Here is a 12122-nt window from a genome sequence, read left to right as displayed (position 1 = left end):
ATGAGTTTCCTTCTAATGGGTAATACTAGGACTATTCTAACACAAAAACGAAAAGTTTTCCACAGTTCTAAAGAGAATAATTAAAGTTATTAACAACTTGTGGAAAGAATATACACATTGTTAGTGGAAGTTTTCCACAACTTGTGGAAAAAAGAAAAAAACCTTGAATAACAAGGGTTTGAAGGCTTAAAAAGGTGTGGAAAAAGAAGTTATAAAAAAGAAACTATCAACAGCTTATTTTAGCTTGTTGATAATTCTGTTTAATTCGTCGTCGTTGTGAAAAGTAAAATGACACTGCCCACTACCATCTTTGTTTAAGGAAATTGAAACTGCTAGTCCAAGTGATTTAGCAAGCTCATTTTCAATAGCTTTTGTAAAAAGTGTCTTTTCTTTTTTCTTTTCTTTTTTAACCTTACTCTTTCGAATAAGAGATTCTGTTTGTCGAACATTTAAGTTTTGACTGATAATATAATTAAGATATTTATCTTGTTCTTCCTTAGTTGAGAGTGCTAGAAGGCTGCGTGCGTGGCCAGAACTTATTGTCTTTTTTTCAATGGCATCTAGAACAGATGTGGATAATTGTAAGAGTCTAATTGTATTTGTAATATAAGGTCTAGATTTCCCCATATATGCTGCTAATTGATCATGGGTTAATTGATTTTTATCAATAATACTTTGAAAAGCTTTAGCTTCTTCTATTGGATTTAAATTGGAACGTTGTAAATTTTCAATAATAGCTTGATTCATACTCTCACTATTAGAAATAGTTTTGATAATAGCAGGTATTTCAGTTAAACCTGCTATTTGAGAAGCTCTTAATCTTCTTTCACCAGCAATTAATTCATAACCAAAGACTTCAGATTTACGGACGATAATTGGCTGAATTAAACCATTTAAAGAAATTGATGCTGCTAATTCTTTTAACTCATCTTCATTAAAATGTAATCTTGGTTGATAAGGATTAGCAACAATATCTTTAATGGCTATTTTTTTATATGTTTCTGTCATGCGATTTTCCAATCTAAAAAAATACCTTTACAATATTGTAAAGGTATTTGACATTACTTGTCAAGTTTCTTAGAAAACTTATTTTTCTAAATCTTTAGTTGTCTTTGTTAGTTTGATGGTATCTGTTTTCTTATCTTTTCCTCTATAGAAAGTTATTTTGATTGAGTCGTCAATATTATGTCCATATAATTCACTTTGAAGATCACTTGTTGTAGTGACAGCTTTGCCATTAATTTCTGTAATAATATCGTATTGCTCAAGTTTTCCTGAAGCAGGCATCCCTTCTTTGACAGATGCGACAACAATACCACCTGTTAAGTCCTTTGGAATCTTTAATTGGCTAATTGCATTTGTTGACAGATCACCAAGATTAACCATTGAAATGCCTAAGGCAGGACGAATCACTTCTCCTTTTCCTTCAAGTTGATTAATAATTTTAAGAACGTCATTGGAAGGAATTGCAAATCCCATTCCTTCGACAGCTCCTCCATTTGAACCTGAAGAAATTTTACTTGAATTAATCCCAATAATTTGCCCTTCAATATTGATTAATGGACCACCTGAATTACCAGGATTAATTGCTGCATCTGTTTGTAGAGCATTTGTTGAAACGGTCTGTCCTTCTTCATTTTTTAGAGTAACTGTTCTGCTAAGACTTGAAACAATACCTTCTGTTACGGAATTAGCATATTCAGATCCCAGTGGGCTACCAATAGCAATTGCAACTTCACCAACATTTATTTTTGTAGAGTCAGCAAATTCTCCAATAGATTTAATTTTATCAGCTGAAATTTTAACAACAGCTAAATCTGAATAAGTATCAGAACCAACTAATTTTCCAACAACTTTAGAACCATCAGCTAGTAGAATTTCAATTCGTTTAGCACCATCAATAACATGATTATTTGTTACTAAATAAGCAGATTTATCATCTTTTTTATAAATGACACCAGATCCTTCACTAAAAAGAGCTAGCCCGTCATCTTTTTTTAAATCATTTTCTTGTCCAAAAAGTTGACTTGCAGGATTTGACGTATTTGTATCAACTGCTTGATAATTGAGCACAGATACAACAGCATTTTGGATAACCTTTACCGCTTTAGTTGTATTAGTTGTGTTTTTATAAGTTACTTTACTTGTTTTAGTAGGATTTGAAATAATTGTCTCTTGTGTAGAAGTTTTTTGATTAAAGGTATTAATAACTATAAATGCAAAAAAACCACCTAAAAAGCCTGCCAAAAGAACCCAAATTAATTTGTATATATTTTTAAAATGTGACATTATACTACCTCCAACTATTATTTACAATGGTATAAAATTCTGCTTAATTATACCTTAAAATAGTTTAAAAATAAAGAAATCCACAGGCTGTGGAAAACTTTTTTTAGTATAAAACTTTTCCATTAACTTGTGATACAATAAAATTATGAGAATAAAAATTATTTGTGTAGGAAAATTAAAAGAAAAATACCTTAAGGACGGTATTGCTGAGTACCAAAAACGGCTAAGTCGTTTTTGCAAGTTTGAAATTGTTGAATTAGCTGATGAGAAGACACCTGATAAAGCTAGTTCGTCTGAAAAAGATAGAATAATGGAAAAAGAAGGTCAGCGCATTCTTAATAAGATTGGTCAAAGAGATTATGTTATTGCGTTAGCAATTGAGGGGAAACAATTGGCATCAGAAGCATTCAGTCAGCAATTAGACAATGTTTCTATTAATGGTATTTCCGATATTACATTTATCATTGGTGGAAGTTTAGGTTTAACAAAAGAAGTAAAATCAAGAGCTAATATGCTGATGAGTTTTGGTTTACTTACGTTACCTCATCAATTAATGCGACTTGTTTTAATCGAACAAATTTATAGGGCTTTTATGATTACTGAAGGAAGTCCTTATCATAAATAATAAAGTTTCACGTGAAACAAAAAAGATACTGGAAAAAATCCAGTATCTCTTTTTTGATCCCAGCAGGATTCGAACCTGCGACCGTTCGCTTAGAAGGCGAATGCTCTATCCAGCTGAGCTATGAGACCTAACTTCCTTATTTTAACAAAAATATACTAATCATGTCAATGCTTAATTCTATTTTGAATTTTTGAAACTTGCTATAAAAATGATTTGAAATATTCTTGAAAGTTCTAAAATCTCTTAGTCAGTTAAAGGTATAAAAATCTCTTAGAAAGATATAATGTAGTTTACCACAAATACATTAAAGAAAATCAGAGATGTACTATTATGATATTACCAAAAAGGTATTAAGAAAACGACCACAAGAATGCTCACTGATATCAAAAACTGGATAAATAATTATCCTAAGAAAATCTTAAACTGCAAATCTCCTAAAGTATTTTTACGAACTGGATAATTTGGACTTGAAATTTATCTATAATAGGGCTCTAAAAAAAAGTAAATTTTTTTCAAAAAAATACTAGACAAATCAAAACAATCTGATATAATAATAAGAGTGTTGAAGAGATAGTTATCTCTAACAGCTTCTGGTCCGTTGGTCAAGGGGTTAAGACACCGCCTTTTCACGGCGGTAACACGGGTTCGAATCCCGTACGGACTATCATAATTGCTGCTAAGCAATTTTTTTTATTTTTCCGGCATAGCTCAGTTGGTAGTAGCGCATGACTGTTAATCATGATGTCGTAGGTTCGAGTCCTACTGCCGGAGTTAAAAAAGCATCTATCATTTTTTAATGATAGGTGCTTTTTCTTGTTTTCTTTTTCCTATGATAAAAATAAAAAGATATAGCAAAATTCCAGCGAAAGAAATAAACAGTCCAGATAGTAAACCTTTAGGAAGGAAGCTTAATTGTAGGTGTCCTTTTCCTTTTGGAATATCTACTTTCATAAAACCATTTTGAGCCTTTTGAACAGATACTTTTTTACCATTTAGTGATGCTGACCATCCCTTATCAAAGGGAAGTGTTATTAGTAAGGAAGCTTTTTTAGGGCTATTGTAAGTAGTAATGACTTTATTTTTAAAGATTTTTGTTTTAACCTGATGTTTATTTATGGTTGTCATTGCTTTTTGATAATTAAGGGTATTTAAGCGGTATAAATGGGGTTGACTATAGGAAATAGTCATATTTTTAGGAAAAATAAGCATAATGTCTAAATTGGTGGCATCTTCATAGTAGCCCAAATCAAAGAGTGAAAAAGCATTATCTGTTGTGTATTCTTTTGTTTTTCCGTTTACTCTAATTAGGACAGATTTTTCATTAGCATTTGAATAACTAATATTTGGAAGACTTAAATATAATTGACTATTTTGAGGACTTTTGACACGATATGAAACTTTAGAATCATGTGAGTCCTTTTCTGCTTTTACAGTAAAACGTTTATTAATTGGTTTTATTTTTGATACCAACTCTGTTTCTATTTCTGTAAAATATGTCAATTCTTGACCACTTAGTTGGTTTAATAATTGTGTCTGATTATCAAGTGTATTAACAGAAAAAGCTAAGTCTTGGTATGGTTTATCAGTTAAAATGGCTAAGTGAGTTGCATTTTGATTTTGGTAGAGTTTAGTATGACCACTATCAGAAATAAAACGAAAACCATATTTGTCAAGATGTGAAGAATGAGTAAGATTATATTTAACTGCAAACAAACTATCCGCAATAAGTGTGTTATTTTGATAACGTAAATTTAAATTGGTTCCATCTGACTTATATCCTAAACGATCTAATACCTGACTTGACGATCTGTTTCTAATAGAAGAAAATTGAGAAATGCCATGATAATTATATTTCATACTATCATTTGCAGTTTGGCTAATAAGCTGTTCAGTTCTATAAAAACTGTCATTACTGGTTTTTTTAAGAAGAGTTTGGATATCTTGAGAATTTTTTAAATATCCTTTTCGTGATGGAAATACCCATTCTTTTTCAATTCCAGAAACTTGATAGAATGTATTTAAAGAGCTCTCAAGACTAGTAAAAAGAAATGTAAAGAAAATAATAATAAGGATAGGGATATTGTTTTCCTTATTTGCTAAAAGTAGGATAGTATAAGCTGTTAAAAATGAAATACTGAGGAAAAATAAATCAAGAGATAAAAAATGGTAATTCTCTAAGAAAATATAGGGTGTGGTTAGTGAAAGACTAAGGATAATAAATGTCATGACAATAGAGAAATGACTTATTTCCTCTTCTCTTGACAAGACTTTACACGAAAGTGACAACATTATTAATGGAAGAGACCATGCATAACGATATAAAAACATATTTGGCGCATGCATCCCTTGCCAAAATAGATTCAAAGGCTGAATATAATAACTAGCAATAACGAGAGAAATAAAAAGCAAATAGCCTATTTTATGTGACAACCTAATTGACTTAATTGTAAAAAATAGTAAACTTAACAGTAAAGGGAAAAGTCCCATATAAATCATTGGTATTGCATTAAACTTAGTTGTATCATAGGCTCCAATTAAGGATTTGGATAGCAAATCAAAATACCATGTCTGCTCTGTAAAGATACGTGACAACTTTGTAAATTTTTCGCCATGACTTGTCAAGTCAATAAAAGTTGGCAGTAACATAAATGAACTGCTTAAAGCTGATAAAATAGAAACAGAAATAAATCTAAGAAAACATTTTATCTTGTGTTTAATCTCTTTAAGAGTTGCTATTTCAATGACGGCATAACAAAAAAGAAAAATAGCAAAAATATAAGCAAAGTAATAATTTTGAACAAATAATAGACTTAAACTGAGATAATATAGTAGTGTTTTTTGTTGGGAAATTAGACCATGAAAACCTAGTAAAATAATGGGAAATAAAATGAATACATCTAGCCAATTATTAATTTCAAATTGGCTAGTTAAAAAACTCATTAAAGCAAACGAGACAGATAAAGGAATTAAAAAATAGCTTTTAACCTTAGGGTAAATCCGATGGAATGAAAAGTAAGTAGTTAGTCCAATTAAACCAAATTTTACAATAGTAAACACGTAGATAGCATCAGGTATTGTTTCTAAAGAAAAAAAGTAGTAAAAAGGTGAGAAAAAACTTCCTAAATAGTAACTGATTAAAGCATAAAAATTAATCCCTAAACCGCTAGTGAAAGTGTAAAAAATACTATCGGAACCATGTAAGATATTCCTTAAATTTTGGGCAAAAAGAGCATATTGGTGAAAACCATCACTTGCTAAAATAGTCTTTGGCCCATTATAATAAATGTCTTTTGAATAAAGAACAAAGCTGATAATAATAATTGGAATAATAAAACTAGTTAAATAGGGAAGAAGAGAGATTATTTTCTTTTGATTAAACATAGTAACCTTTCTATCAGAATGAAAAAATAATAAGGCGTTTCCGCCTTATTACCTTATTTCCAAAGTTCTGCAACTTTAGCTTGTATTTCTTCATTTTCAAGGAATTCATCATAAGTTTCGTCGATACGATCTATGACACCATTTTTTGAAATGACAACGATATGATTTGCAATAGTTTGAATAAATTCATGGTCATGACTGGCAAAGATAACAGACTCTTTAAAGTCTTTAATCCCATCATTTAAACTTGAAATAGATTCTAAATCCAAGTGATTTGTTGGATCATCTAAGATAAGAACATTTGATTTTAGTAGCATCAATTTAGACAACATGACACGAACTTTTTCACCACCGGAAAGCACATTAACAGTTTTCTTTACTTCATCACCTGAGAAAAGCATACGTCCTAAGAAACCACGTAAGAAGGTATCGTCATCTTCACCTTTTGATGCAAATTGGCGAAGCCATTCTAAAATAGATTCTGGAGTTGCAAAATCGCGAGAATTATCTTTAGGAAGGTATGAGCGACTGGTTGTTACACCCCATTTAATGGTTCCTTCATAATCAATATCATCAGCTAATGCGCGCATTAGAGCAGTGGTTTGAATATCATTTTGGCCAATAATAGCAGCCTTATCACCTGGACGAAGAATAAAACTAATATTGTCTAAAATCTTTTCACCATCGATTGTAACGGAAAGATTTTCAACAGTGACAAAGTCATTCCCCATCTCACGCTCTGCTTTAAAATTGATAAATGGGTATTTACGGCTTGAAGGAACAATTTCTTCAAGTTCAATTTTATCTAACATTTTCTTACGAGATGTGGCTTGTTTTGATTTTGAGGCATTAGCAGAGAAACGTGCAACGAATTCTTGCAATTCTTTAATTTTTTCTTCTGCTTTTGCATTACGGTCTGATTGAAGTCGAGCAGCTAATTCTGATGATTGTTTCCAGAAATCATAGTTACCAACAAAGAGTTTGATTTTTCCAAAATCAAGGTCGGCCATATGCGTACACACTTTATTTAGAAAATGGCGGTCATGGGAAACAACAATAACAGTATTTTCAAAGTCAATAAGGAAATCTTCTAACCATGAAATAGATTGAATATCAAGACCATTGGTAGGCTCATCAAGAAGGAGTACATCGGGTTTACCAAACAGTGCTTTTGCAAGTAAGACCTTAACTTTATCCCCATTAGCAAGTTCACTCATTGTTAAATAATGCAAGTCTTCAGGAATATATAAATTTTGAAGCAATTGAGAAGCTTCGCTTTCTGCTTCCCAACCACCTAATTCAGCAAAAAGACCCTCTAATTCTGCAGCACGTACGCCATCTTCTTCTGAGAAATCTTCTTTCATGTAGATAGCATCTTTTTCTTTCATGATACTGAATAATTGCTCATTTCCCATGATAACAACATCAATAGCACGTTCTTCTTCGTAGTCAAAGTGGTTTTGGCGTAAGACAGACAAACGTTCACCAGGACCTAAAGAAACATGACCTGTTGATGGTTCAATATCACCAGCCAATATTTTAAGAAAAGTTGATTTTCCAGCACCATTAGCACCAATTAAACCATAGGTATTTCCAGCATTAAATTTAATATTGACGTCATCAAATAATTTACGATCACTAAAACGTAGTGACACATCAGAAACAGTAAGCAATTTTCCACCTCGTTATTTTATATCTAACTTTCATTGTACCTAAAAATCCCCCTTTAATCAATCGTAAAGGAGGATTAATTGCTTACATTGGCAATAAGACATCTTGGTCTTCTAATTTATAATGTTTTGTAATACTAAAGCCTCGACCAATCACTTCAGCAGCTGGCATAACAACAATAAATGCAGTATCATCTATTTCGAGAATTTTTTCTTGAAGTGTTGGCAATTCAAATGCTGATACTACAGACATTAACATCATTTTATCGGATGTTGTATAGCCACCACGAATTGGTATTTTAGTAACTCCACGATTAGTAACAGTTGTAATATATTCTTTAATAGCTTGGTATTCACTTGAAATGACCATAATATTTTTTGATGAATCAAAGCCATTTTCCATAATACTAATAACATATCCAATAACAAAAAGACCAATAATGGAATACATGACATCGTCTGCAGAAAGTGCAAAAAATCCCATTAAGACACTAATTCCATCTATAATTGTCATAGCAATTCCAAGTGTTAAAGGCGAATATTTATGAAGAATTTGTGTCAAAATCCCAGTTCCTCCTGTTGATGAATTGCCCCAGAAAACCATACCTAGACCAATTCCAACAATAATTCCGCCAAAAATTGCAGCTAAAAATTGATTATGTGTCAGTGTTGGAAATTGATTGGTTAATCGAATTGCAATAGGATAAATCCATGAACCATAGAGTGTTTTAATAAAGGTTTGTTTTCCTAAAAAGAAGTAACACAATAACAATAAAGGAATATTACTTAGCATCAGAAAGAGTGAGGGACTAATACCAAATAGTTGCTTCATAACAACAGAAATCCCAACCATTCCTCCAGAAGCAATATTATTATGAACCAACATTGTATTGAAACCAATAGCTGTGATAAATGATCCAATGGTTACATTTAAAAAAGCTACTACTTTATCTTTCATTTCCTTTATCTCCTTAAATCCCAACTGATTAGAAATTATTATCTCTTATATGGAGTCCTAGAGTCAAGTATTATTTCATAAAATACTGATAAACTTGACAAATAAAGTAAAATTTCATAAAATGATGCTAAATTAGAAGAGTAATTTTTTATGTGTTTATAGAGAGCTAACGGATGCTGAGAGTTAGTAACATTAAAGAATGAATGGACTAATTATTTCATGAAAGTAACCCATATCTTTCAGGTTTGGCACCCCTTATCGTGCACTTTTTCTTTTGGAAAAGATGAGATAACATTAATGATTAATGTTAATTGAGGTGGTACCGCGTATTCACAAGTAATGACGCCCTCACATGTCGACGACGTGTGAGTTTTTTAATGTAAAAAAGGAGATAAAAAATGACAAAACCAATTATTTTAACAGGTGATAGACCAACAGGAAAACTCCATCTAGGCCATTATGTTGGTAGTTTAAAAAATAGGGTTCTTCTTCAAAATGAAAACCATTATAATATGTTTGTTTTTCTTGCTGATCAACAAGCATTGACTGACCATGCAAAGGAATCTGCCTTAATTAAAGAGTCTATCGGTAATGTTGCTTTGGACTATTTATCTGTAGGACTTGAGCCTAATCAATCAACTATTTTTATTCAGAGTCAAATTCCAGAATTAGCAGAATTGACAATGTATTATATGAATCTTGTATCATTAGCTCGTTTAGAACGTAATCCTACAGTAAAATCAGAAATTGCTCAAAAAGGATTTGGAGAGAGTATTCCGTCAGGATTCTTGGTTTATCCCATATCTCAAGCAGCTGATATTACAGCTTTTAAAGCTAACCTTGTTCCCGTTGGAAATGATCAAAAACCAATGATTGAACAAACACGAGAAATTGTAAGAAGCTTTAATCACACCTATAAGACAGATGTTTTAGTTGAGCCAGAAGGTATCTACCCAAGTAACGAGGCAGCTGGTCGTCTTCCAGGACTTGATGGGAATGCAAAAATGTCAAAATCTTTAGGAAATGGTATTTATCTTTGTGATGATGCCGATACCGTTCGTAAGAAAGTGATGAGTATGTATACAGATCCTAATCATATTCGTGTAGAAGATCCAGGCCAAATTGAAGGCAATATGGTTTTCCATTATCTTGATATTTTCGGTAGAGATGAAGATCAAAAGACCATTCAAGAAATGAAAGAACATTATCAAAATGGTGGCTTAGGGGATGTTAAAACAAAACGTTATTTATTGGATATTTTGGAACGTGAACTAGAACCAATCCGTCAACGTCGTCTAGAATATGCTAATGATATGGGTGAAGTGTTTAATATGCTTGAAAAAGGCAGTCAAAAAGCGCAAGCTGTTGCAGCACAAACCCTATCAGAAGTTAAAAGTGCCATGGGAATCAACTACTTCTAACACTAGGCTGGTAATTTAAGAAAATGAAAGGTCAAAATAGACCTCGTTAAAATATCCTCTTTTTTCTAGTTTACTGGAAAAAAGAGTTTTTTTGTATTAAAAGTAAGTAATAAAATAAAAAGTGAGTTATTAAATTCTTCTTGAAAAAATTGAATATAATTTGTTGACAAATGTCTATGGCATGATATGATAGTAACAATAAAAAAATGGCAGGGATATTTCCCTTGATACCAAAGAAAAGAGGATTATTTTAATGTCAAATTGGGACACTAAATTTTTGAAAAAAGGGTACACCTTTGATGATGTTTTGCTCATTCCAGCAGAAAGTCAAGTTCTTCCGAATGAAGTTAACATGCAAACGAAGTTGGCAAAAAATTTAACATTAAATATTCCTATTATGACAGCTGCAATGGACACTGTAACTGATAGCAAAATGGCTATTGCAATTGCGCGTGCTGGTGGACTTGGTGTTATTCATAAAAATATGTCTATCCTTGAACAAGCTGAGGAAGTTCGTAAGGTAAAACGTTCAGAAAATGGTGTTATCATTGACCCATTCTTCTTGACGCCAGATCATAAAGTTTCTGAGGCAGAAGAATTAATGCAACGTTACCGCATTAGTGGTGTGCCAATTGTAGAAACTCTTGCAAATCGTAAATTAGTAGGAATTATTACCAATCGTGATATGCGTTTCATTTCGAATTATGATTCTTTAATTTCAGAACATATGACAAGTGAAAAATTAGTTACTGCTGAAGTTGGTACAGATTTAGAAACAGCTGAGCGTATTCTTCATGAGCATCGTATTGAAAAATTACCTTTAGTTGATAATAATGGTCGTTTATCAGGTCTTATTACTATTAAAGATATTGAAAAAGTTATCGAGTTTCCAAATGCTGCAAAAGATAACTTTGGTCGTTTATTAGTTGCAGCTGCAGTTGGGGTTACTTCAGATACTTTTGATCGTGCAGAGGCTTTATTTGAGGCTGGTGCAGATGCAATTGTTATTGATACTGCACATGGTCATTCGGCAGGGGTTCTTAGAAAAATTGCTGAAATTCGTGCACATTTCCCAGATAAAACATTAATTGCCGGTAATATTGCTACTGCAGAAGGTGCGCGTGCACTTTATGATGCAGGTGTTGATGTTGTTAAAGTTGGTATTGGTCCAGGTTCAATCTGTACAACACGTGTTGTAGCAGGTGTTGGTGTTCCTCAAGTAACGGCAATTTATGATGCAGCTGCAGTTGCTCGTGAATATGGTAAAACAATCATTGCTGATGGTGGTATCAAGTATTCAGGTGATATTGTCAAGGCTCTTGCAGCTGGTGGTAATGCTGTTATGCTTGGTTCAATGTTTGCAGGTACAGATGAAGCTCCTGGTGAAACAGAGATTTTCCAAGGACGTAAATTTAAAACCTACCGCGGTATGGGTTCAATTGCAGCAATGAAAAAAGGGTCAAGTGACCGTTATTTCCAAGGTGCAGTTAATGAAGCTAATAAACTTGTACCAGAAGGTATTGAAGGACGTGTTGCTTATAAAGGTGCTGCTTCTGATATTGTTTTCCAAATGCTTGGAGGAATCAAATCAGGTATGGGTTATGTTGGTGCTGCAAATCTTCAAGAACTTCACGATAATGCTCAATTCGTTGAAATGTCAGGTGCAGGTCTAATTGAAAGTCATCCTCATGATGTTCAGATTACAAATGAGGCACCAAACTATTCTGTTAAATAATCATCATGACATATAAAAAAAGTAGTTCTATTGACTAATAGAA

The 12122-nt window shown here is 32.4% G+C and carries 8 protein-coding genes, 3 tRNA genes, 1 pseudogene and 1 other annotated feature; of the genes and pseudogenes, 6 read left to right on the top strand and 6 right to left on the bottom strand.

The annotated features are described in order from the left end of the window. Positions 1-234: 234 nt before the first annotated feature. Complete coding sequence (locus Q9317_RS10555) at positions 235-1008, bottom strand: ParB/RepB/Spo0J family partition protein (RefSeq protein ID WP_016356271.1); 774 nt, start codon at positions 1006-1008, stop codon at positions 235-237. 78 nt (positions 1009-1086) lie between these two features. After that, positions 1087-2289 carry a S1C family serine protease gene (locus tag Q9317_RS10550; RefSeq protein ID WP_003100537.1) on the bottom strand — a complete coding sequence of 401 codons (1203 nt, stop codon included), beginning with the start codon at positions 2287-2289 and terminating at the stop codon, positions 1087-1089. Positions 2290-2434: 145 nt separating this feature from the next. On the opposite strand from Q9317_RS10550, the gene rlmH reads away from it, so the two are divergent. Further along, positions 2435-2914: a 23S rRNA (pseudouridine(1915)-N(3))-methyltransferase RlmH gene (gene rlmH, locus Q9317_RS10545; protein ID WP_003100536.1), complete on the top strand. Its 480-nt coding sequence runs from the start codon at positions 2435-2437 to the stop codon at positions 2912-2914. Between the two features lie 54 nt (positions 2915-2968). Here rlmH and Q9317_RS10540 read toward each other — a convergent pair. Further along, positions 2969-3042, bottom strand: a tRNA-Arg gene (locus Q9317_RS10540). A gap of 215 nt (positions 3043-3257) precedes the next feature. Here Q9317_RS10540 and Q9317_RS10535 point away from each other — a divergent pair. From Q9317_RS10535 to Q9317_RS10525, 3 genes and pseudogenes are all read left to right on the top strand, one after another. Next, a pseudogene (locus Q9317_RS10535) lies at positions 3258-3374 on the top strand (IS30 family transposase); the annotation flags it as partial. 132 nt (positions 3375-3506) lie between these two features. Next, a tRNA-Glu gene (locus Q9317_RS10530) sits at positions 3507-3578 on the top strand. Positions 3579-3611: 33 nt separating this feature from the next. Further along, positions 3612-3685: transfer RNA gene (locus tag Q9317_RS10525), tRNA-Asn, on the top strand. A gap of 15 nt (positions 3686-3700) precedes the next feature. Here Q9317_RS10525 and Q9317_RS10520 read toward each other — a convergent pair. The 3 genes from Q9317_RS10520 to Q9317_RS10510 all read right to left on the bottom strand — a co-directional run bounded on the left by Q9317_RS10520 (position 3701) and on the right by Q9317_RS10510 (position 8923). Beyond that, entirely contained in the window at positions 3701-6295 is a 2595-nt protein-coding gene (locus Q9317_RS10520) for a YfhO family protein (RefSeq protein ID WP_003100534.1), read from the bottom strand. 53 nt (positions 6296-6348) lie between these two features. Continuing rightward, on the bottom strand, positions 6349-7968 hold the full coding sequence (locus tag Q9317_RS10515) for an ATP-binding cassette domain-containing protein (protein ID WP_003100533.1): 1620 nt from the start codon (positions 7966-7968) through the stop codon (positions 6349-6351). Positions 7969-8050: 82 nt separating this feature from the next. Further along, positions 8051-8923, bottom strand: a complete 873-nt coding sequence (locus tag Q9317_RS10510; protein ID WP_003100532.1) for a YitT family protein — start codon at positions 8921-8923, stop codon at positions 8051-8053. A gap of 118 nt (positions 8924-9041) precedes the next feature. Next, positions 9042-9276: a binding site (T-box leader), on the top strand. 45 nt (positions 9277-9321) lie between these two features. Between Q9317_RS10510 and trpS the strand changes: the two genes are divergently transcribed. Both trpS and guaB read left to right on the top strand, forming a co-directional pair. Beyond that, positions 9322-10344 (top strand): tryptophan--tRNA ligase, encoded by a 1023-nt coding sequence (gene trpS, locus Q9317_RS10505; protein WP_003100531.1) that lies wholly within the window; start codon positions 9322-9324, stop codon positions 10342-10344. Between the two features lie 253 nt (positions 10345-10597). Next, positions 10598-12079 (top strand): IMP dehydrogenase, encoded by a 1482-nt coding sequence (gene guaB / locus Q9317_RS10500; RefSeq protein ID WP_003100530.1) that lies wholly within the window; start codon positions 10598-10600, stop codon positions 12077-12079. The last annotated feature ends 43 nt before the right edge of the window (positions 12080-12122 follow it).

The sequence above is a fragment of the Streptococcus iniae genome, from assembly GCF_030732225.1.
Taxonomy (GTDB): domain Bacteria; phylum Bacillota; class Bacilli; order Lactobacillales; family Streptococcaceae; genus Streptococcus; species Streptococcus iniae.
Note: the sequence above shows the minus strand (reverse complement) of the source record. Positions and strands in the feature narration are given on the sequence as shown.

Excerpts from the sequence above, each read along its gene's own strand:
- Q9317_RS10555 (WP_016356271.1), bottom strand. The coding sequence starts at position 1,008 with ATGACAGAAACATATAAAAAAATAGCCATTAAAGATATTGTTGCTAAT.
- Q9317_RS10550 (WP_003100537.1), bottom strand. The coding sequence starts at position 2,289 with ATGTCACATTTTAAAAATATATACAAATTAATTTGGGTTCTTTTGGCA.
- rlmH (WP_003100536.1), top strand. The coding sequence starts at position 2,435 with ATGAGAATAAAAATTATTTGTGTAGGAAAATTAAAAGAAAAATACCTT.
- Q9317_RS10520 (WP_003100534.1), bottom strand. The coding sequence starts at position 6,295 with ATGTTTAATCAAAAGAAAATAATCTCTCTTCTTCCCTATTTAACTAGT.
- Q9317_RS10510 (WP_003100532.1), bottom strand. The coding sequence starts at position 8,923 with ATGAAAGATAAAGTAGTAGCTTTTTTAAATGTAACCATTGGATCATTT.
- trpS (WP_003100531.1), top strand. The coding sequence starts at position 9,322 with ATGACAAAACCAATTATTTTAACAGGTGATAGACCAACAGGAAAACTC.
- guaB (WP_003100530.1), top strand. The coding sequence starts at position 10,598 with ATGTCAAATTGGGACACTAAATTTTTGAAAAAAGGGTACACCTTTGAT.